A 23,262-nucleotide genomic window follows, 5' to 3' on the forward strand; every position below is an offset into this window, starting at 1 on the left:
GCTAAATAAGTATGCTGTATCGTCTATTGCTTTTTTAATCGGGTGTTTAATGCCATTACAATCTTCTATAGCTCAACCTGCGCTTACGCTTGAACAACAACTTGGCCAAAAGCTATTACTCGACTTTCGCTATTTTTGTCACCAAGGTGCAAGCAAACAGTGCCGAACGCCAATGACTCAATTACCCAATGAACTGGCAAACGCCATTAGTAAATACAATATTGGCGGGGTGATTTTATTTTCTGAAAACACCCAATCTATTGAACAAATAATTACCCTTAACCAACAATTACAACATGCTGCAAGTAAATCGAGTTCGGCATTACCTTTGTTTATTTCGGTTGATCAAGAAGGCGGCCGTGTTGCACGCCTACCGCGCGATGTAGCAACCTCGTTTACCGGTAATATGTCGATTGGTGCTACTTTTGAAAAACACGACAGTTATTTTGCCGCGCAAACCGCTAAAGTAATGGCCACCGAGCTAAGTGCTTTGGGTATTAACGTTAATTATGCGCCTTCAATCGACGTAAATATGAACCCAGATAACCCCGTTATTAATGTACGCTCGTTTGGCGAGGATCCTAAGCGCGTTGCAACTTTAGGTGCAGCTCAAGTTGCTGGGTTTGAAAATAACGGCATTATTAGTTCGCTTAAACATTTTCCGGGCCACGGCGACACTAACGTAGATAGCCATACGGGCTTACCTAGAGTTAACCATTCAAAAGAGGTTATTTACCAACAAGACCTAGCCCCTTTTAAACAGATTATTGCCACGCAAAGCCCTGGCATGATCATGACCGCACATATTCAGTACCCTGCGCTTGATAGCAGTACCTTTACCAGTGTAGATGGTAAAAGCATGATTAAGCCCGCAACTATGTCGCGTAAAATAATTACTGATATTTTACGCCATGAGCTTAATTATAATGGCGTAGTAGTAACCGATGCACTTGATATGGCTGGTATTAGTCACTTTTTCAATTCTACTCAAGCGGTTATAAACACCTTTGCTGCAGGGGTCGATATTGCCTTAATGCCAATAGAAATTCGCACCATAGATGACTTAACCAAACTTGATCAGCTCATTAAAGATTTAGTTGCTGCAGTTAAGTCTAAGCAACTTAATCAGCAAGAAATAACTGAGTCGGCGCAGCGTATTACAACGCTTAAAAGTAAGTTTAAACTTAACACCAGTTTTAACGCCATTAATGCGCTAGTTAACGCCAAGCACGTTATTGGGAGTAAAGCGCATCGCAATATTGAAGCTCAACTTGCGGTAGCGGCTATTACACAAGTTAAAAACACTCACAATACACTGCCACTTACACTTAAAGCCGGGCAACATATACATATTATAATGCCCGACACCCGCAAATGTATGGCACTACAACAAGCCCTGCAAAGCATTAGTAAACATACGCTTAACTATACTTGTAGCAGCTTGCAAGGCTTTGATCCGCAACAAGCACACACAGACATTAATAAAGCCGATGTTGTTATAGCGGGCAATGCAACGCCAAATCAAAGTGCGGTAGAAATTGGCGGTATGGATGATTTAAAAAACGGTCCTCAATTTGCACTTAGCAACGCACAGCAACCAAAAGCACTTGAGTCGTTATTAAAAGTGGCCAAAAAGCAAAATAAAAACACGGTATTTATTAGCCTAAGAGCGCCTTACGACATTGCTGAGTTTAGCGATTATGCGCATGCTGTACTTGCATCGTATGCCTATAATATTGATCACGATAAAAACGATATTGTAACAGGCCCCGCATTTACCGCTTTAGCACACGTACTGTTAGGAAAATTGCCAGCTAATGGCACTTTGCCTGTAACAATAAAAAAGTAAGGAGAACTTAAATGCTATTAAATTGCGATTTAGGTGAAAGCTTTGGTGCTTGGAAAATGGGCTTAGATGAAGAGGTTATGCCGCACATTAATATGGCTAACATCGCTTGTGGTTTTCATGCGGGTGATGCCGATGTAATGGCAAATACGCTCAAGCTGGCAAAGCAGCATAAGGTACAAATTGGCGCTCATCCTAGCTACCCAGATCAACAAGGTTTTGGCAGACGCTCTATGGCACTTAGTGCAAGCGAGCTTACAAATTGTCTGCACTATCAAATTGCTGCGCTAGAAGGTATGGCCAAAGTACAAGGCTTAAGCCTTAGTTATGTTAAGCCCCATGGCGCACTTTATAACGATATGATGCTTAACGAGCAGCTTTTAACTAGCGTAATGAGCGCGGTAGCACACTACCCTAGCCCATTAAAATTAATGATTTTAGCAACGGCTGATGCTAAAAAGCATCAAAAAATGGCCGACACTTTAGGGTTAAAATTAATATTAGAAGCCTTTGCCGACAGACAATACACCGACGAAGGGCTTTTAGTGTCAAGGCAGTTAGCAGGTAGTGTGCATAACGAGCAAGCTTTAATTGAGCAAGTAAAGCAACTGTTAGCTGATGGCAGCGTAACTACGCGTTCAGGTAAAAAGTTAATTTTAGATGCCGATAGTTTATGCGTTCACGGCGATAACCCTGCCGGTATTGCACTCATTCAACAAATAAAATTATTGTGTAAACGGTAAAGCATTATTTAATATGTTCAGTTGTAAACCCCCTTTACAGCTGAACCGTTTTACAGATTTAGCCACCCACGCAATTACTTCATCGCCCTAGCTATTATTTTTAAACCCTCTAACATATAACTATTATTATTAACAACCACAGGGATTTGAAATGAAAACATTTTTTGCGCTTAGTCTATTAATATGCACAGGTAATCTTGCCTTTGCCAATAGCAGCACCCTACAGTTAGAAGATGTATTTACGCTTGAATACGCTAACCAGCTAGACATTACCAAAGACGGTAAAACAGTTTATTTTGTACGTAACAGAATGGATATAAAAACCGACCGTAAAATAGGTAATATTTGGACAGTAGATTATAAAACACGACAAATTCAACCGCTTACTTCTGGCGTACATATGGATCATTCGCCAAAGTTGTCGCCGGACGGCTCTCGTTTAGCGTTTATTTCAAACCGTGACGGTAGCAACCAAATTTACATGAAATGGCTTAAAACTGGCGCGGTTAGCAAAATAAGTAACCTTACAAGTACGCCAAAAGCGCTAAGCTGGAGCCCAGATGCTAAGCAACTCGCATTTAGTATGTTTGTTGCCACCACATCAAGCTCACCCATTAACTTACCTGGTAAACCTGAAGGCGCTACTTGGGCAGAGCCAGCTAAATATATTGACGACGTGTATTATCGTGCTGATGGTGCTGGTTACGCTAAAAAGGGCTTTGAGCAATTATTTATTATTGACGCAAATGGCGGCAATGCTAAACAACTTACCTTTGATGAATTTAATAACGGCGGCGAAGTTAGCTTTAGTAAAGATAAAAAAGCGTTATATTTTTCGGCTAATAGGCATAACAATTACTTGTTAAAGCCAACTAACAGCGAAGTATATAAACTTAATTTAATTACGCTTGAAGTAACCGCTGTAACCGATAGAAACGGCCCCGACCGCCAACCTCAAGTATCGCCTAATGGCCGCTACCTTGCGTATACCGGTTACGATGACAAACAAACTAATTACGAAAACACCCAATTGTATATTCGCGACCTACGTTCGGGTAAAACAACTAATTTAACTGCCGACTTAGACCGCAGCGTAGCTAAAATAAAATGGAGCGGTAACTCTAAAGGCATTTACTTTAGTTACGCTGATCAAGGGCAAACCACGTTAGCGTACCAACCTCGTAGCGGTTCACGTAAAGTTATTACCGAAAAAATTGGCAGCGTTTCGTTTGGTCGTCCTTATTCTGGTGGCGACTTTGATGTGAGCGAAGATGACGAAATTGTGTTTACCCTAGCCGACACGCAGCGCCCAGCCGATGTAGCGGCAATTAAACGTGGTAAAGCACAGCGCTTAACAAGTTTAAATGACAACTCGCTGGGGCATAAACAACTAGCCAAGGTAGAAGAGCTATGGCTTAAATCGAGTCACGATCAACTACCAATTCAAGCTTGGGTAGCCTACCCGCCTGGTTTTGACAGTAATAAAAAGTACCCATTAATTCTTGAAATTCATGGTGGCCCGGTAGCCAATTACGGCCCGCACTTTAGCGCCGAGGTACAATTATATGCGGCTAAGGGGAACGTTGTATTGTATATGAACCCTCGCGGGAGTGATTCTTACGGCAAAGAGTTTGCACAAACTATTCATCATAATTACCCAAGTAACGATTATGACGACTTAATGACTGGAGTAGATGCTTTAATTGCCAAAGGTTTTATTGATGAGTCTAAATTGTTTGTTACCGGAGGCTCTGGTGGCGGCGTACTTACCGCGTGGATAGTTGGCCATACCGATCGTTTTGCCGCAGCCGTGGTTGCTAAACCTGTAATTAATTGGATCAGTTTTGTACTAACTGCCGACTTTTACCCGTTCTTTGCTGACTATTGGTTTCCGGGTAAGCCGTGGGATCATATAGAACATTATATGAAACGCTCGCCAATTAGTTATGTCGGCAATGTAAAAACACCCACTATGCTACTAACTGGTGAATCTGATTTCCGTACACCGATTTCAGAAACCGAACAGTTTTATCAAGCATTAAAGCTACAAGGTGTTGAAACCGCTATGGTACGTATTCCCGATGCATCACATGGTATTACTGCTCGTCCGTCTAATTTAATGGCTAAAGTTGCCTATATTCAATGGTGGTTTGATAAACACACTAAATAACCAAACATACCGCTTGGTATGTAAGTTAAAGCCACTTTTTTAAAGTGGCTTTTTTGCATTACCAATAAGTGTAAAGGGGGTTTACAGTAAGTAACCTAAACTCAGGTTAGGTATTTTTAATAGTAACGCAACGGCAAACCACAAACGCCGCGGCAAGTTAATTAACCTGAACTCTGGTTAAGAGATTTACTAACGTATTGAATCATATTTATATTTAATTTTATTCTCTCTAGCCAGAGGTTTTCAGTGAAAACAAGGCGAATTTACGCGTCAATAGCTGGCCTATTGCAAGTAAATTCAACGCAGTTAGCGCTGAAAATAGCTGCTTGAGATAAGTTTATTATCCGGAGATCAGGTTAATATAGCCAAAAAGTACTCACTACCCCTTTAGGGATATAGTCCACTTTAACTATATTCACCTACACGCTAACATCAGCAATATAGAGATAAAGCCATCTAAATGCTTACTAATACTTAAGCTATCTTAATGCCTAGCTTAAGTATCGGACTTAACTATTATTTGAGTTGGTAAAATTTCGGTTTATACAATTAAATACCCACTGAGTTGGTAAAAAACCGGTTTGAGCTAGTGTTTATAGGCCCTCAGTTAGTAAAAAAGTGTTTTGTGGATTGCTCAAGTTAGTAAAAAATCGGTTTATTATAAGGTGAGTGTTCACTCAAAAAGCTAAAATCAGTCACTTATGGCCTTTATTTACAGTTTATAAAGCCATAAAAGTGCTAAAAAGGTTAAATAATGGGCTTTACACTAAGCTTAGTTAAACTCTGATCCGTAATTATAGCCAGCTAGTTAAATACTGATCTGTTGTGGGTAGCTACTTAACTGAACTGGTTAAAAGGTTTACTAAAGTATTAAACTGTAATGATAATTTTATTTTCTTTAATCAGAGGTTTATTTGAGGAGTGAGGAGGAAACAAGGCAGCTTTACGCGCCCATGGCTGGCCTATTGCAAACAAATTCAATGCAGTTAACGTCAAAAAGCGACTAAAGCTAGCTTTATTACCCACAGACAGGTTACTTAATTATACGCATAAAAAAAGGGCCTTTCGGCCCTTTACGTAACACTATCTAGTTGAATTAGAATTGGTTCATGGTGTTATCTTCACCACCGGCTTTAAGCGCATTATCACCAGAGAAGTACTCTTTGTGTGTATCGCCAATGTTAGAGCCTGCAAGGTCTTGGTGCTTAACAGACGCTTGTTCGCGACGAATCTCTTGACGCTGTACATCACGTACATAAGCCAGCATACCTAAGTCACCAAAGTAACCTTCTGACAAAATATCCGTACTTAGTGCTGCTGTATGGTACGTTGGCAATGTGATTAGGTGATGGAAAATACCGGCTTCACGTGCACCATCACGTTGGAAGTTTTGTACTAGTAAATCGGCTGCTACTGCAAGCTCGGTAGCATCCATTTCTGGTGCCATAAGGCCTTTATTGTCACCCAAGCTTGGGTAAGCGCTAAGGTCACGGCCCGCTTCTTGCCATTCTTGATACACTTGCTCACGAAACTTAAGTGTCCAGTTAAACGACGGTGAGTTGTTATAAACAAGCTTAGCATCTGGCACTTGCTCTTTAACACGATTAACCAGCTCAGCAATTTGCTTAACATGTGGTTTTTCGGTTTCAATCCACAGTAAATCTGCACCCGACTGTAGGCTAGTTACACAATCTAGTACTACGCGGTCTTTTTCTGTACCTTCGCGGAACTGGAATAAACCATTATCAAGGCGCGTTGGTTTGCAAAGTTGGCCATTAAGCTTCATTGCAGTGTCGCCTTCATTTAAATCTTCAACACCGTTAATTGGCGTAGTTTCTAAAAATGCATTGTACTGGCTAGCTAAGTCACCTGGTGTTTGTGAAACCGGTACTTTTTGCGTTAGGCTGGCGCCTAGTGAATCGGTACGCGCAACAATAATACCGTTATCAATGCCCAGTTCTAAAAATGCGTAACGTACTGCGTTAATTTTAGCTAAAAAGTCTTCGTGCGGTACGGTTACTTTACCTGCTTGGTGGCCACATTGCTTAGCGTCAGACACTTGGTTTTCGATTTGAATTGCACAAGCACCTGCTTCAATCATTTTTTTAGCGAGTAGGTAAGTCGCTTCTTCGTTACCAAAACCGGCATCAATATCAGCAATAATTGGCACTACGTGCGTTTCAAAGTTATCAATTTTATCTAGTACCGCTTGTACGTCGCCGCCGTTTGCTTTAGCTGCATCTAGGTCATTAAATAAATGGTCTAGTTCACGTGCATCGGCTTGCTTTAAAAAGGTGTAAATTTCTTCAATTAGTGCCGGAACTGAGGTTTTTTCGTGCATACTTTGATCCGGAAGGGGACCAAACTCTGAACGAAGTGCCGCAACCATCCAGCCACTTAAGTATACATAACTACGCTTAGTTGTTTTTTGATGGCGCTTAATAGCCATCATCATTTGTTGCGCAGTAAATCCATGCCAACAACCTAAAGACTGAGTGTACTGGCTTGTATCTGCGTCGTATGCGGCCATGTCTTCACGCATAATGTCAGCAGTAAACTGTGCAATTTCTACCCCAGTACGAAAGCGATTTTGTAAACGCATACGTGTTGCATATTCAGGGTTAATGGTTTTCCATGCACTACCTTGTTTTTTACAAAGTGTTGCTAATGTATCTGTTTCGCTTTTATATGTAGTCATAATTAAAATCCTTTGAACGGGGTAAATTATTATAGTGTTATGAGAGTGACTGCTTTAGTTGCTCTGCAGCGCTTAATTAAACATTAGGCTTATTTTTCAGATTTAGTAAATTTATAGTTGTTATTGCGGCTATACATATCATGAATGAGCAAAATGCACTCAACCCCTCTTTTTTACGTTATGGTTACACTACGCACACTAAAATTTACAATATCGCGACCGTTTAAGGATTATTAAAATGCCCCATACTCTCACTCACTCAGGACTCAGCGTAGACAACCAACTAGCTGACTTTGTTAAAAACCAGCTATTACCTGGTACACATTTAAATGAGCAGCAATTTTGGCAGCGCTTTGCGCATATTGTACAAACATTAACGCCAGTAAATAGAGCTCTACTTGCTAAACGCGAACAGCTACAACAGCAAATTGATGAGTATCATCTGGCTAATAAAAGCTGGGATAAAGCCCAGTACCAGACGTTTTTAACCGACATAGGTTACCTTGTAAACGAACCTGAAAATTTTAGTATTGAAACAAAGAATGTTGAGCCCGAAATAGCACAAACAGCGGGACCACAGCTAGTAGTGCCGGTAAGCAATGCACGCTTTGCACTTAATGCTGCAAACGCACGTTGGGGTTCGTTATACGATGCCCTATATGGCACTGATGTACTAAGCGAAGAAGATGGTGCCGAAAAAGGCCGTACTTATAACTCAGTTCGTGGCTTTAAAGTAATGGCATACGCGAGGCAGTTTTTAGATAAAGCCTTGCCACTAGAAAACGGCTCGCATATAGAGAGCACTAATTATTCTGTTGTTGACGGTGCGCTGTCAATTACTCTACGCGACAGCTCACAAACCAAACTAAAAAAGCCTGAGCAATTAGTGGGTTACCAAGGTGAAGCACAAAATCCTAGCGTTATTTTGCTCAAAAATAATGGCCTACACCTTGAGCTACATATAGATCACCATCACCCAATAGGCCAAGCAGATAAAGCTGGCTTAAAAGATGTGGTACTTGAAGCTGCACTTACCACTATTATGGACTGCGAGGATTCTATAGCTGCGGTTGATGCAGAGGATAAAGTACAAGTTTATAAAAACTGGTTAGGTTTAATGCAAGGCAACTTAGCTGAATCGTTTAAAAAAGGCGATAACACAGTTGAACGTACCCTGCAAAGCGATCGCCAATATACGGCGCTAAATGGTGAAACCCTAAGCTTAAAAGGCCGCAGCATGATGTTTGTGCGCAATGTAGGCCACCTAATGACCAATCCAGCAATTACCGACGTAAGCGGTAACGATGTGTTTGAAGGCATTATGGATGCCATGTTTACTGCAACAGCGGCGCTGCATGATTTAAATTCTAGCAGTGCGCTTAAAAACTCCAGTGCGCAAAGTATAAATATTGTAAAACCTAAAATGCATGGTCCTGAAGAAGTGGCATTAACTAACACGCTATTTAACATGGTTGAAGAAGCACTTGGCTTAGAAAAAAACACCATTAAAATGGGCATTATGGATGAAGAGCGCCGTACTTCAGCTAACCTAAAAGCCTGTATTCATGCAGCAAAAGAGCGTGTAGTATTTATTAATACCGGATTTTTAGATAGAACAGGTGATGAAATTCATACCTCAATGCACGCCGGTGTGGTACTGCCTAAAGCCGCTATTAAATTAGAGCCGTGGATCAGCGCCTACGAAGATCGCAACGTAGACATTGGTTTGGCTTGTGGCTTAAGCCATAAAGCACAAATAGGTAAAGGTATGTGGGCTATGCCCGATAAAATGGCATTAATGATGGAGCAAAAAATAGCTCATCCTAAATCAGGTGCTAATACCGCGTGGGTGCCCTCCCCTACTGCAGCAACTCTGCATGCTATGCATTATCATGATGTAGATGTATTTAGCGAGCAGCAAAGCATTGCAAAGCGTGCTATTGCCAGCCTAGATGAGCTACTTACCCCGCCATTAATGGACGAGCCTGAGCTACTTAGCAAAGAAGATATTAAAACCGAGCTTGAAAACAACGCCCAAGGTATTTTAGGTTATGTAGTACGCTGGATTGACCAAGGGATTGGCTGCTCTAAAGTGCCCGACATAAACCACATTGGCCTTATGGAAGACAGAGCAACACTGCGTATTTCAAGCCAACATATGGCTAACTGGCTGCATCATGGTATTTGCAGCGAGCAACAAATTAGATCAACCATGGCCAAAATGGCAAAAGTGGTAGATGGCCAAAATGAACACGACAGTGCTTATAAGCCTATGGCAATTAGTGAACAATCACTTGCTAATAATATTGCCTACCAAGCGGCACTAGCCTTAGTGTTAGAAGGAGCTAAGCAACCAAGTGGCTACACTGAGCCTTTATTGCACAGCTACCGCTTAAAATATAAAGCGCAGCAAGGTACTTAACACTTAACTTCAAGTAATAAAACACCCTAGTTAGCATACAAAAACCAGCCAAAGTGCTGGTTTTTATTTATTTGCCAAAAATACCAGCCAATATTAATAACTAAGGTGAATGGCTAACATTCATCTTAGTAGCCGTTATTAGTTTTTAACCACAAAAAAGCGCGTTTTGCTTACACAAAACACGCTTTTTCTAAAATTATTACCGCTTTAATATACAGCTTTAATTAGTTTTTGATGATTGCGTTGTGATAAATATTTTGTACGTCATCACAATCCTCAAGCATAGTGATGAACTTATCAAAGTTAGCAATTACTTCTTCATCTGTAATTTCAATATGCACTTGCGGGACAAAAGTAATTTCGTCTACTTCAAAATTAATGCCTTCAAACGCCTCTTCAAGGGCTGTTTTAGCTTTAAAGTATTCTGTATGTGGGGCAAACACCGATACTTTACCGTCTTCTACTTCAACATCGGTTACATCAACGTCAGCCATCATTAGTGCTTCTAACACAACTTCGTCGTCATCGCCTGAAAAACCAAGCACAGCAAAATGATCAAACATATGCGCTACACAACCCGGTGTACCAATTTTTGAATCTGTTTTAGTAAAAGGCAAACGTACATCTTTAATAGTACGATTTGGGTTATCGGTTAAACAGTCAACAATAACCATACAATTTCCAGGGCCATAACCTTCGTAACGTGCAGTTGAGTAATCCTCCCCTGCTCCACCGGCGGCTTTTTCAATTGCTTTTTCGATAACATGCGCAGGCACTTGATCTTTTTTTGCCTTTTCGATTAAGCGGCGCAAAGTTTGGTTTACATCTGGGTCAGGTTCGCCGTTTTTAGCTGCAACGTAAATTTCTTTGCCGTATTTTGAATTTACTTTAGTTTTTGCGTTAGCCGTTTTAGCCATCGAACTTTTACGAACTTCAAATGCTCTGCCCATCATGTACCTCTAATGAATACGTTAAACTTGTCGACATTTTACCAATTCAAAACGTATTGGGCTAGCACCACGTTAATATATAACGTTTATAACACCACACTAATTACATAAAAAAATAAACAAGGCGCTATTTAACATAACACAACTTTTTGTGCGTAATTGTCAATTAAAGTAACTAACTGCGTAAAATCATGTAATACATAATCGGCCTGGCTAGCATAACTAGGAGTAACATCGGGGGCGTATAAACATGCACGCATATTGGCATTATGCGCTGCCTGAATATCATATAAAAAATCGCCCACATACAATAAATTACTTGGGCTCATATTCCACAAGGTAGCAATATTATTTAATGCACTCGGATCGGGTTTTGCTGGCGCGTCACTTCGGGTAAGCACTATTTCTATTGGCAGTGGATTATTTTGTAACTTAATAGCGGCCGCTTTGTCAAAATTGCGTGTAACTATCGCCATTGGAATGTTTTTAGCTTTAAGGGCATTTACAGCCTCACTCACACCGGGTAGCATTTTGGCATGTTGAGCGTCGAGTAACTCATGCTGATGTACAATATTCATTGCTTCTTCGCGCATATATGCTGAAGGCAATTGGGCAATATAATCGAGTAAGTCTTGCTCACACGGGCACCCTATTTGCGCTTTAATTAATGAAAAGTCTAATTCTGATGACACTAAAGTGCCATCTAAATCAAAAATCACACCTTTAATCGCTTCAATCTGCATTTCTATATCCTTCCTTGTATTTAATACCCATTGAATTAAACCCTATATAAAAATAACTTCATCGTTTATAAAACTAAATCACTGATGAATAACAAAATTTATATACCTAACCTGAACTCTGGTTAAGAGATTTACTAACATACTAAATCATAGTTATATTTAAATTTATTTTCTCTAGCCAGAGATTTTCAGTGAAAATAAGGCGAATTTACGCTTCAATAGCTGGCCTATTGCAAGTAAATTCAACGCAGTTAGCGCTGAAAGTAGCTGCTTGAGATAGATTTATTATCCAAAGTTCAGGTTACCTAGCTTGCTAAAAAGCACACTAATATACAAGGTATATTAACGTAATTTAGTATTAAGTCGATCAGAAAAACGGGAATGAAAATAACAAAAACGCGCACAGTGACTGTGCGCGTAGTTTGTAGGATTATTGTTGCTCAAACCTTGCTTCAAGCCAAGTATCGTCTTGAGTAAAGTTTAAGGTTTTTATTTTTCCTTGTCCTTCAACGTTAACCATATTAACTTGCGAAGGCCATAAGTCGCGCAGTGCACCGTTACTCATTTTAATTCCTGCAATTTTTACCGGAATTGGCGCTTCTTGGTAAACCCAAAAAAACTTGCCATCAACTTGTGCTCCTACAAAGTTAAGCGGCAGTGGTTCACCGTTTAACGTTTGTAGCGCAACATGCGACTCTACATACTTAGCAAAGCGTTGTTGATCTATTTTATTGCTAATAATATCAACCTTACCTTTAAATAAGTGCGCCACAGCATGCTCAGTATCGTGCAAATAAAAACGATGCATTAGCTCAATATTATTAGTACGTTTATTAAAAAGCACAGTAGTAACAGACGACTTTAATTGATGCGCCATACTAGGCGCAGCAATTAATAAACTAACAATAATTAGCAATATGCGCATTATTGTTGCTCCTCACTGCTGTTATTTTCGTCGCCTTTAGGTTCGTCTTTTTTAAGCTCGGTTTTAATATCTTGCATAATATCGCGGCTTACTTTTGCTTTGCTCTTTTCTTTTTTAAATACTTCTATGCGTGATGGAATAATACGACGCGGGTAGTTATTATTTTCAATATCTACGTCAGCCGTTTCCCAGCGCGGATCGATAGTAACCGACACCAGCGATTTATTTTTGTCAGTCACTATTAATTTTTGCACCTTTTTATAATTACGACGCCAAATTTCGGCCGCAATATAACGCTCTTCTTTGCTGCCATCTTCAAAAGTCAGCTCTAATAAAATAGGCATTACTAAGCCGCCTACGTTAGAAAACTCCATTACGTAGTAGTTTTGGTCTTCTTTTATTGCACGCTCAAGCGTTTTACGCTCCCACGGCTCTAAGCCCTTTAAAAACTTGTTGTACGCGTTGCGTTCTTTATTAGTAACGGTAAAACGGTCGTTTTCGTCATAAAAGTCGGTAACATCGGGATTTTCTTCTACCCAGGTTTTTTTACCTTGTGCGCGGTTACGCTCTACAAACAGCGAAGTTGGCTTATTTGCTTCAATATCGCGTAGGCGACTAAAATCAATATCAGGGTTTTTAGTGTCTAAACGCAGTTGATATACCTTATCTAAAGCAATATCTACGTGATCTGTGGTAAAAAACCAACCACGCCAAAACCAATCTAAATCAACACCCGAAGCTTCTTCCATAGTACGAAAAAAATCAGCTGGGGTAGGGCGCTTATACTTCCAGCGCTGGGCGTATTCTTTAAACGCAAAATCAAACAGCTCTCGGCCTAAAATAACTTCACGTAAAATATTAAGTGCAGCAGCGGGTTTAGTGTACGCGTTAGGGCCTAAACGCAATACGCTGTCTGACTGGGTCATTATAGGCACTTGAATTTCTGACTTCATATACGCCACTATATCGCGCGGCTCAACACCCCATGGAATGCTCGGGTCCCACTCTCGCCCTGCAACACCGTCTAAAAAGCTATTTAAACCTTCATCCATCCAAGTCCATTGGCGCTCATCTGAGTTTACTATCATCGGAAAGTAAATATGACCCACTTCATGGATCACTACACCGAGTAAAAATCGTTTTTCTGCTTGAGAGTAAGTACGAGTTCCATCATCTTGCAGCTTAGTGCGCGGGCCATTAAAGGTGATCATTGGGTATTCCATACCACCAACAGGGCCATTTACTGACTGCGCGGTTGGGTATGGGTAATCAAATGAATACTTTGAATACACTTCCATAGTGTGAATAACAGCTTCGGTTGAATATTTTTTCCATAAATCGCCCCCTTCTTTAGGGTAAAACGACATAGCCATAACCAATGGCTGCTCATCACCGCCTTGCTGATAGCCTTTAGCATCCCACATAAATTTGCGTGACGACGCCCAAGCAAAGTCGCGTACGTTATTAGCTTTAAAGTGCCAAGTTTTAGTTTTATCTGTACTGGATTTTTCGTTATCGAGCGCTTCTTCTTCACTAACAATAAACACAGGGCGTTTAGCATTTTCGGCTTGCTTTAAACGTTTGCGTTGCGTGCTCGTTAATACGCTACTTGCGTTATTAAGCTTACCCGTTGCCGACACGATATGGTCCGCAGGTACGGTAATTTCAACATCGTAATCACCAAACTCTAAGGTAAATTCGCCGCCACCTAAAAATGTTTTATTAGTCCAAGCTTCGTAATCAGTATAAGCAGCTAAACGCGGAAACCACTGCGCCACTAAAAATATATCGTTACCATCTTTTTCAAAGTGCTCATAGCCCGAGCGTGCGCCTACTGCATCTTCTTCAACTAAATTAAATGCAAAGTTCATGCTAAATTCGGCTTCTTTACCTGGCTTTAACGGCTTATTTAGGTCAATGCGCATTAAGGTATCAACCACGGTTACACGTAACTCGTTGCCATTGTCATCTTTTACATTGCTAATTGTATAGCCAAGCTCGTTGTCACTCATAAACTGTTGACGACGAAGGTCGCCTAAACTTAACTTGGCGGGTTTATCGGCTGGTAAACTTGTTAAAGTACTTTTAAACGTTTGCGTAGTTTCTGCAATTGAATCATTTTTAAAAACGTTTTGATCTAACTGTAACCATAAGTACTTTAATGTGTGTGGTGAATTGTTTTTATATTCTATTTTTTGGCTACCGCTTATACGGCGCTTTTTTTCGTCTAATTGTACGTCAATATCGTAATTAACGCGTTGCTGCCAATAATTTTCGCCAGGTTCTCCGGCAGCACTTCTATAAACATTTGGTGTTGGCAATGCTTCGTCTAGTTGACGAAACTTATCGATATAGCTGCCTTTGGTTTGCTCAATAGCAGACGCTAAAACAGTGCTCGACATTGCTATTGGCAATATAACCGCACTTAGCGTATAAATTATTTTTTTCATTATTAAACCTGTTAGATTTTAGTGTGCGCACTTTGACAAAATTATCGTTTTTCTTCAATAAAATAACGATAAAGTGCGACTTTTTCAGGCTAGTTTTCACTATTTTTTTACAATTAAAGCGCATTATTCTTTTTGATAAAATTAATTAAACGTGAATTAAAATAATAAAACTGTAAAGGGGCTTTACAGTTTGTCGTTTTAAATAAAAATAATTGCCAAATATCAGCTAAAAATAACGGCTTACAGCTACTAAATCTCCCTCTGTATTTTGGCTTCAAAGGTAGCCAAATGTAATTATTTAGCAAAAAAGTTAATCCCTTTGTATGAGAAACCGCCAATAGTGAAGTTTAAGGTTGATCTTTGTATCCATTTGTACTTAGAATCGCCCACTTTTTTCATTTGAGGGTAATTTAATATAATTATTTTCAAATATGTTTATTAATATTTTAGTGTTGAAAAGTGTGGTGGTGTATGGATTTTTATGTTCTAAAAAAGCAGCAAAAACTAATTGCTATTCCAGCAGACGCGCAAAACTGTAAGCAGTATTTAAACTCAGGTTATTTGTATATTGACAAAGTGGCCGCTTGTAACGAAAAAAATGCATTGAAAGCGTTACAAGCTAAAAAAGCCAAAGCAATTAAACTGCCGTTATTTATGGCACTTTTAGCCTTGCCTCTTATTTATGTTGGTTGGTTTAGCTTAGGAGCTAGCTAAAGCCCATTCACCCTAGCAAGATGAGCCTATAAGGTTGCATCTTTAACTGCCTTGGGTATATTGGCGCTCTTACGATTTTTTAAGAGCGCTACATGAAAGTTCTGCACACTTCTGATTGGCACCTTGGCCAACAATTTTATGAATATGACCGTCGTCATGAACACCTTGCTTTTTTCACTTGGCTGTTAGCCACTCTCGTTGAGCAACAAATAGATTTACTGCTCGTTGCTGGCGATATTTATCATACTGCAACCCCCAGTGCTAGCGCCGAGAATCAACTCTATCAATTTATTAAAGATGCCAAAAAGCAGTGCCCTAATTTACATGTAGTAATTATTGCTGGGAACCACGACTCTGCAAATCGTATTTTAGCCGCGCAACCGTTACTCGCTCAATTTGATACCCATGTTGTAGGGCGTTTTGAGGCAACAGCAGCGGCTGATACCGTAATCACTATTAACACTAACAAAAAACGCGCTGTAATCGTTGCCATGCCATTTTTGCGCGCAAGCGATGTAACTACACTCAGCCAAACCAAAAGCGGCCCTAGCTATGCCCAAGGCGTTAAAAAGGCATATGAACTTGCCCTTGAGCATGCAGCTACTTTACAAAGTGAAAATACCCCGTTAATTGTTATGGGGCACCTTCATGCTAAAGGCGGCGATATATCGAGTGACTCTGAGCGCAACTTAGTAATAGGCGGCGAAGAAGCCATATCTGCCAACGTATTTGGTAAACAAGCACACTACGTTGCGCTGGGGCATTTACATAAAGCGCAGCAAGTTGCTAAAAATGAATGCATTAGATACAGCGGTACGCCAATTCCTATGTCGTTTTCAGAGCGAAATTACAGCCACCAAGTAAATGTAGTTGAATTTAATAGCGATGAAAAACAGCAAATTAGTGTAACTGTAAACCCCCTTTACATTCCTCGTTTAGCCGATGTAATAGTTTTACCAAAAGGGGAGTGCGTACCATTAGCTGAGCTATGCGAGGAAATTAAAGCCCTCGACACCACAGCCAATACAATAGCACCATATTTACGGGTAAAACTTAAATCTAGCGATACCGACACCACCTTCAGAGAACAAATAGAACAAGCTCTTGAGGGTAAACATATTCGTTTTTGTGGCATAGAACGCGTGCGCGAACAAGCAGCTAACAATGAAGGCGGCGCAGTATTTGAAGATTTAACTGAAGTTGAAATGCTCAACCCACTTAATTTATTAGAACAAGCATTTGCAAACGACAAAGATATGCACGGTGAAAGCGTACCCGACGCACTAAAAAATCTATTAAACGATGTTATTAACGAACTAGAGGAGCAACAGCAACTATGAAAATAACCGCTGTGCGTATTCATAACTTAGCTTCTATTGTTGATGCCGAAATAGACTTTTTAGCAGCCCCGCTAAAAGACGCCGGATTATTTGCAATTACCGGCGATACCGGCGCAGGTAAAAGCACTATTTTAGATGCTATTTGCTTAGCTTTATATGCTAAAACCGCAAGGTTAGGTGGCGATAGAGGCAATAAGGTAGAGTTTCAAGGCGACAGTATTAGGCTTAATGACGCGCGTAATTTACTTAGGCGAGGAACGTCTAATGGCTTTGCTGAAGTAGACTTTGTAGGACAAGATAAAGAAAGTTACCGAGCGTGTTGGAGCGTTAATCGCTCGCGAGGCAAAAGCGACGGCAATTTACAAGCAGCACAGCATACGCTTTATTTGTTACCTGATGATACGTTAATTTCATCAGATAAAAGTAAAACAGTAAAACAAATAGAAGCCAAAATAGGCTTAACCTTTGATCAGTTTTCGCGAGCAGTGTTATTAGCGCAACACGAATTTGCCGCGTTTTTAAAAGCCACCGGCGATGAGCGCGCACAGCTTTTAGAATGCTTAACCGGTACCGATAAATTTAGCCGTATTGGTGTACGTATTTTTGAGCGTAATAAAGAGCTAAAAGAAAAGTTTGAATTACTCCAAGCGAGTTTAGCAAGTTACACATTACTAAGTGAAGATGAATTAGCCGCTAAACAAATTTCGCTTAATGAATTAAAACTGCAAATTGAACACACTAAAAAAACCTTAACAACTACAGAGCAAAATTTAAATTGGTATAAACAAGCCAATACGCTTGAGCAAGCACTTAAACAAGCACAGCAAAACCAGCAACAAGCGCAAAACGAGCTTAATGCTATTGCTCAGCAAAGTGAGCAAGCTAAACAAGCACAAAGCGCACTTGAAATTAAAGATAACCGCAGTCGCTTTAAAAGTTTAACAGCTCAAAATATTGAGTTAAGTACGAAAGTAAGTGACTTAAAAAGTATAGATCACACTGCAATAATTACTGCGCATGCTAATACGCTTAGTAAGCACCAAGAGATATTACAAACAGCTAAAGAACAAAAACAAACTGCTGAGCCTATTATTGCTAAAGCGCGCGAGCTCGACAGTCAATTAGCGATTCAAGCACAAACCATTGCAAGCCTTACCCAGCAAAGCGAAAAAGAGCAATTACAATTAAACGATTTGCAGCAGCAATTTAAGCAAAGCCAATCTGTGCTTGATGAAGCTACAAAATTAAGTGCCCAGCATCAGCGGTGGTTAACTACGCATACACAATTAAAACCTTTAGCCAATGATTGGAATTACTATCAGCACAGTTTTAATCAGTTTTTAAACGCAACTGAGCAATTAAAAACAACGGCACATCAAAACCAAAAGTTAGTGGCTGAGCAGGCTAAGCAAGCGACGCTTTTAACCGCGCAAAATGCAAAGGTTGAGTCACAAGAACAGCTACTTGCTAGTGAGCAAAAAAATCTTAACCAATTAAATGAGCAGCAACGCCAATTTAATATTGAACAGTGCGATGTAAAGCTTAAAAATATTGATTACTTAAAAGATCAACGCGAGCGCTATAAACAGTTTAATCATGAACTAAAATACAGCACACAACAGCAAACACGCGTTGCAGAAAAACTTATCCAAAGTGAGCAAGCGCAAAACGCATTATTACAAAATTTGGCTTCGTGCGAGCAAACGCTTAAGCACAACGAATACACGCTTAGCCAAGCACGCCTTCGCGCCAGTGAAAATGTAGAACACTTGCGTACACAACTTGCTCCTAACGAGCCATGTTTAGTGTGCGGTGCAACTGAGCACCCATATGCAAGCACTCAAAACCAGCAATTAAATAACTTAATAGCCGACTTTGAAGCAGCTTATAACAATGCAAAACAGCAACGCGATAGCGCCCAAACCCAGCTGCATCAGCACCAAACACAACATGCTGTGTTAGTAGCCGAGCAAACGCAACATAGCCAAGCAATACAAACTGCACAGACTAAGCAGCTAGAAATTAAAACGACCATGCAAGACGCACGCACCGAGCTTAACGATTTAACAACCGAGAAGCTTGATGAAACCTATAAGCAACTCAGTGAGCAAAAAACTCAGTACTTTGCAGTACAAACACAGCTGCGTACCTTACAAGAAAAAGTAAATCAGCAGCTTAATGCTTTAAAAACCGAGCAACACGCACAGCAGCAATTACAAAACCAGCATGTTGAGTTAACTAATCAGCTAAACCAATTAAGCAGTAAACATAACGAGCTAAGCGTACAAATAAACGAGCTAAGCGCAGCGCTTAACGCGCAATTTGAACACAGCGATTTTTGGCAGCAGCTGCAAAGTGAATCGCTTACCCTAAGCGATTTAAACAAACAGGTTGAGCAATACCAGCAAACACTAACGCAGCTTGAGCAAAGCCAAAAACAGCTCGACAGTGCAAACCAGCAACTACAGCAATTAACGCCATTAATGACTAAAAGTGAGCACGCACTTAAAGCATTAAATGACGATTTAGCCAAAGCGCAGCAACAGCAAAATATTACGCAAAGCGAGCGATTAGCTTTATTTAATAATGAGCAAATAAGCGCAAGCGACTATCAAACCAAACTAGCCATGCAGCTTGAGCAATGCCAAACACAGCTAAATGCCAGCCAACAAGCGCACGATAACGCAATTAAACAGCGCGACGAGCATGCCATAACACTTAAAAATGTTGAGCAACGCTTGCAAGAGCACGCCCAGGATCTAACCAACCTTGAGGCACGTTACTTAGAGTGGTTTACTGACTTTAAAGCGCAACATAGCGATGCAACACACGAACAGGTCACTATTTTACTAACCTTAAGTAGCGAGCAAATTAAAGCGCACTTAAAACAGTTTGAACAAGTATCACAAACGCTAACCGATACAAATGCGGCGCTTAAACAGCAACAAAAATCGTACACTGAGCATCAAAATACTGACAAGCCTTCAAAAAACCACGATGAGTTAACTGAGCAGCTAAATGTATTAAATACCCAGCAAACAGAGCTACAAAATAGCTTGCTTGCCACTAATACCGCTATTGAGCAGCACAACCAAAATGCTAAAACGCTCAAAGGCAAACAAGCTGAGTTAACTACGCTTAAAACGCAAGTTGATCAGTGGCATTTACTTAATAAAGTATTAGGCGATGCAACCGGTAAAACAATGCGTAATTTAGCGCAAACGCAAACTTTAAAAATACTGCTGCACTATGCAAATAGTCATTTAAAAACCCTTAATAAACGCTATGAATTAACCGCTATTGAGCACTCTTTAGATATTGCTATTATTGACCGCGACATGGCCGATGAGCAACGCTCTGTAAATACGCTCTCTGGTGGTGAATCATTTTTAGTCTCTTTGGCGCTGGCTTTAGGGCTTGCTTCATTGTCGTCAAACAAAGTACAAATCAATTCTTTGTTTATTGACGAAGGGTTTGGTACGTTAGACAGCGAAACGCTCAGTGTTGCAATGGATGCACTTGATTCATTACAAGCACAAGGGCGAAAAGTAGGTGTTATATCGCATGTAAGCGAAATGAGTGAGCGCGTAGCAACACAAGTCCATGTGGCTAAAAAGCCGGGCGGTTATTCTAGCGTAGAAATTGTGTGATATTAATTTATATTGATAACACCCATTGTATTTATGATCCCCAAAAAACTTGGGGTCTATAAAGGAAGTAATAATGCCAACATTTACAGATGATCAAGCAACACAATACGATAGCCGCATTACGCGACTAGTACCAGGCTACGAGTTATTGCATCAACTAACTAATGCGCAACTGCAAGCCACATTAAAAGATAACGCACATATTTTAGTGGTAGGGGCGGGGACTGGCAAAGAGGTAATTGAATTAGCTAGCATTAATCCAACATGGAAGTTTACCGCACAAGATACCTCAAACGACATGCTTAGTGTTGCTAGCGATAAGTTTGCTGAGCAAGGAATAAGCGATAGAGTAACTGTACATTGCGGGCCTTTAGAAAAACTTAAAACTAAAGCCGATGCAGCCTTATGCTTATTAGTGCTACAGTTTGTAGAAGATAATGGCGATAAAAAGCAAGTTCTTAAAAACATTAAAGCAAGTCTGAACAAAGAAGCTGCACTGTATATTGCTGATTTAATGCGCCCAGAAACCTTATTTGAGCGTGACGCGCAACTTTTAACTAGTGCAAAACTAGGCTTAGGTGAGGCCGGACAAACTCATATTCGTCATAGCCTAGAAAATGAATTTTATCCGTTAGATCGCATGCGTTTTAGCGAGCTACTGCATGAGTGTGGATTTAGCACTATTCCTAAATTGTACTTTAAAGCGCTAGGTTTTAGCGGCTATGTAATTTAGTAACTGCTTAACTTAGTAACTTAGTAACTACACCACTTAGTAGCTAAGCTTTAAATATTAAACAGCCCCGCCTAGCGCAGGGCTTTTTTAATGGGGTATATAATTAAAAATGCAGGTTTCGGGCTCGAACAATATCTTTCATCACAATGGTTGAGGTTAAACGTTGCACGCCTGGCAGCGCCGATAGTTTATCATCGTATAATTTTTGAAACGCGCCTAAATCTCTAGTCACCACATGTATTAAATAATCAGGTGTACCAAACAAACGCTGCGCATTAGTTATTTGTGGAATATCTTCAACAGCTAATTCAAGTTTAGCCAACGATGCTTTATCACCTTCTTTAATAGTAATAAAAACCAACGCAGAAAAATTAAGCCCTACTTTTTCTGGAGAGATCTCTGTCCTGTAGCCCACAATTGCTTTGGTTTTTTCTAATTCTTTAACTCGGCGGTGACATGGCGAAACACTAAGCCCCACGCGATCTGCAAGTTCTGAAAGAGTGAGTCGGCCATCAACTTGCAGCTCAGCAAGAATTTTCCGATCTATGCTATCCATATTCAATTGTTTCCTAATAATGGCGTTTAATAAGGTAAAATATAGTATTTTTTCCCCATAAGAAAGCAATAAAATAAGCTCCCAATTATTTTAGGTTATTGTTGATGGATATTAATGTTATTTTTTCTTTTTGGCTGGTGTCAATATTGTTTGTACTTACCCCTGGTGCTGATTGGGCGTATACCATAAGCGCAGGAATTGCGGGAGATAAAATTATTCCGGCAGTTTCAGGGCTCTTGTTAGGCCACCTTATTGCCGCGCTGATTGTAGTGGTAGGTTTGGGTGCTATTTTAGCTTCACATGTGATGTTAATGAAATTTTTAACCTTATTTGGCGCACTGTATGTTGTTTGGATCGCGGTTTCGCTTTATAAAAACCCGCCAGTACCCGCAGTATATAATGGCGCTGCTAGTGAATTAGGCGAAACACCATTAAAGTGGATGAAAAAAGGCTTTATTATTAGCGGGTTAAATCCTAAAGTAATGCTGCTATTTTTAGCATTATTGCCACAATTTGTATTTCCGACCTTTTCATTTTCGATCACCGAGCAGCTGTTAGTATTAAGCGTAATTCATTTAATTGGCTGTGGCTTTGTATATTGGTTTATTGGTGTTAGCGCCCGAAAAATATTAAGCAATAACCCGGCACTTGCGATTAAATTTGGTCGACTTTCTGCCATTATATTATTTATTTTAGGCTCTTTAATGCTGTTTGATAGCGCACAAAAGCTACTAGTACACTTACAGTAATACACGCATAAAAAATAAAGCCTAAGCAGTACTTTAAACACCGCTTAGGCTTTTTTATTACTAATATTATCTTGCCCTCAAATATATTTAAAAACGTAGGTCGGTTAAGCGAAGCGCCACCCGACGGGCGAATATCACCATTACTTCAGATCATTGTTATATCAACTTAAAATAGTTCTCACTTAACACTCAAAGCCAAAAAATTAAAATGACACCCACTCTAATTATTAATCCCTTCAGTCTTTATCTAAACAAACATTGCTAGGCTTAAAAGCATCCTTAATTTTTAAAATCCCTCTGCTTATTCAAATAACGCTGTATTAAACTGCTTTTTTATTCATTTTTAGGCATGCGAAATACTGTGCTTTCACAGTGAGAGGGAATTACGGAGAGTTTTTGAAGTGAAATTTTAAGCCAGTAGCTTTTCGCAGTTACTAACGTTGGCGCGCCGCTTTCTGTTTAGGTGTTCGCAGTATCCTTCGTGCGACGCTGGGCAACCTACTGCACCATGAAATACGCGACTAAATTGTGTGGTGAGTTTTAGCCAGTTTTCGGGGGTAATGTTTACTCTTT

Annotated in this window: 15 protein-coding genes and 1 pseudogene; 9 read left to right on the forward strand and 7 right to left on the reverse strand. The window is 40.1% G+C overall.

Features of this window, described 5'->3' with window-relative positions; genetic code table 11:
• The first annotated feature begins 49 nt into the window (after window positions 1-49).
• The 3 genes from I6F41_RS15785 to I6F41_RS15795 all read left to right on the forward strand — a co-directional run bounded on the left by I6F41_RS15785 (window position 50) and on the right by I6F41_RS15795 (window position 4,759).
• The gene (locus tag I6F41_RS15785; protein ID WP_197108747.1) at window positions 50-1,849 is read left to right on the forward strand and encodes a glycoside hydrolase family 3 protein; all 1,800 of its coding nucleotides are present in this window, start codon (window positions 50-52) and stop codon (window positions 1,847-1,849) included.
• Window positions 1,850-1,860: 11 nt separating this feature from the next.
• A complete protein-coding gene (locus tag I6F41_RS15790) occupies window positions 1,861-2,589 on the forward strand; it encodes a 5-oxoprolinase subunit PxpA (RefSeq protein ID WP_182684203.1) in 729 nt (242 codons plus the stop codon).
• A 151-nt stretch (window positions 2,590-2,740) separates the two neighbouring features.
• The gene (locus tag I6F41_RS15795) at window positions 2,741-4,759 is read left to right on the forward strand and encodes a S9 family peptidase (protein ID WP_197108748.1); all 2,019 of its coding nucleotides are present in this window, start codon (window positions 2,741-2,743) and stop codon (window positions 4,757-4,759) included.
• Window positions 4,760-5,855: 1,096 nt separating this feature from the next.
• Here the strand turns inward: I6F41_RS15795 and I6F41_RS15800 are convergent.
• On the reverse strand, window positions 5,856-7,457 hold the full coding sequence (locus I6F41_RS15800; RefSeq protein WP_011329704.1) for an isocitrate lyase: 1,602 nt from the start codon (window positions 7,455-7,457) through the stop codon (window positions 5,856-5,858).
• A 238-nt stretch (window positions 7,458-7,695) separates the two neighbouring features.
• Between I6F41_RS15800 and I6F41_RS15805 the strand changes: the two genes are divergently transcribed.
• Window positions 7,696-9,879 carry a malate synthase G gene (locus I6F41_RS15805; RefSeq protein ID WP_197108750.1) on the forward strand — a complete coding sequence of 728 codons (2,184 nt, stop codon included), beginning with the start codon at window positions 7,696-7,698 and terminating at the stop codon, window positions 9,877-9,879.
• Between the two features lie 224 nt (window positions 9,880-10,103).
• On the opposite strand, the gene I6F41_RS15810 is transcribed toward I6F41_RS15805, so the two are convergent.
• From I6F41_RS15810 to I6F41_RS15825, 4 genes are all read right to left on the reverse strand, one after another.
• Window positions 10,104-10,829, reverse strand: coding sequence for a YebC/PmpR family DNA-binding transcriptional regulator (locus tag I6F41_RS15810; protein WP_011329702.1), 726 nt, complete (start codon window positions 10,827-10,829; stop codon window positions 10,104-10,106).
• 131 nt (window positions 10,830-10,960) lie between these two features.
• Entirely contained in the window at window positions 10,961-11,578 is a 618-nt protein-coding gene (locus I6F41_RS15815) for an HAD family hydrolase (RefSeq protein WP_086995494.1), read from the reverse strand.
• A 424-nt stretch (window positions 11,579-12,002) separates the two neighbouring features.
• Entirely contained in the window at window positions 12,003-12,497 is a 495-nt protein-coding gene (locus tag I6F41_RS15820) for a DUF6702 family protein (RefSeq protein WP_058374662.1), read from the reverse strand.
• Window positions 12,497-14,947, reverse strand: coding sequence for a M1 family metallopeptidase (locus tag I6F41_RS15825; RefSeq protein WP_197108751.1), 2,451 nt, complete (start codon window positions 14,945-14,947; stop codon window positions 12,497-12,499). The genes I6F41_RS15820 and I6F41_RS15825 overlap by 1 nt, the downstream gene beginning before the upstream one ends.
• A gap of 471 nt (window positions 14,948-15,418) precedes the next feature.
• Here I6F41_RS15825 and I6F41_RS15830 point away from each other — a divergent pair, with 471 nt between their 5' ends.
• The 4 genes from I6F41_RS15830 to I6F41_RS15845 all read left to right on the forward strand — a co-directional run bounded on the left by I6F41_RS15830 (window position 15,419) and on the right by I6F41_RS15845 (window position 21,384).
• Window positions 15,419-15,661: a hypothetical protein gene (locus tag I6F41_RS15830; protein ID WP_011329698.1), complete on the forward strand. Its 243-nt coding sequence runs from the start codon at window positions 15,419-15,421 to the stop codon at window positions 15,659-15,661.
• Between the two features lie 92 nt (window positions 15,662-15,753).
• Window positions 15,754-17,001, forward strand: a complete 1,248-nt coding sequence (locus I6F41_RS15835) for an exonuclease SbcCD subunit D C-terminal domain-containing protein (protein WP_011329697.1) — start codon at window positions 15,754-15,756, stop codon at window positions 16,999-17,001.
• Window positions 16,998-20,651: an SbcC/MukB-like Walker B domain-containing protein gene (locus tag I6F41_RS15840; RefSeq protein ID WP_197108752.1), complete on the forward strand. Its 3,654-nt coding sequence runs from the start codon at window positions 16,998-17,000 to the stop codon at window positions 20,649-20,651. The genes I6F41_RS15835 and I6F41_RS15840 overlap by 4 nt, the downstream gene beginning before the upstream one ends.
• Before the next feature lie 73 nt (window positions 20,652-20,724).
• Window positions 20,725-21,384, forward strand: a complete 660-nt coding sequence (locus I6F41_RS15845) for a class I SAM-dependent methyltransferase (protein WP_179807810.1) — start codon at window positions 20,725-20,727, stop codon at window positions 21,382-21,384.
• Window positions 21,385-21,487: 103 nt separating this feature from the next.
• Here I6F41_RS15845 and I6F41_RS15850 read toward each other — a convergent pair whose 3' ends face one another.
• Window positions 21,488-21,940: an Lrp/AsnC family transcriptional regulator gene (locus I6F41_RS15850; RefSeq protein WP_011329694.1), complete on the reverse strand. Its 453-nt coding sequence runs from the start codon at window positions 21,938-21,940 to the stop codon at window positions 21,488-21,490.
• 104 nt (window positions 21,941-22,044) lie between these two features.
• On the opposite strand from I6F41_RS15850, the gene I6F41_RS15855 reads away from it, so the two are divergent.
• The gene (locus I6F41_RS15855; RefSeq protein WP_011329693.1) at window positions 22,045-22,689 is read left to right on the forward strand and encodes a LysE family translocator; all 645 of its coding nucleotides are present in this window, start codon (window positions 22,045-22,047) and stop codon (window positions 22,687-22,689) included.
• Between the two features lie 409 nt (window positions 22,690-23,098).
• On the opposite strand, the pseudogene I6F41_RS18080 reads toward I6F41_RS15855, so the two are convergent.
• A pseudogene (locus tag I6F41_RS18080) lies at window positions 23,099-23,262 on the reverse strand (transposase); the annotation flags it as partial.

This window comes from Pseudoalteromonas sp. SCQQ13 (assembly GCF_015864415.1).
GTDB classification, from domain to species: domain Bacteria; phylum Pseudomonadota; class Gammaproteobacteria; order Enterobacterales; family Alteromonadaceae; genus Pseudoalteromonas; species Pseudoalteromonas nigrifaciens.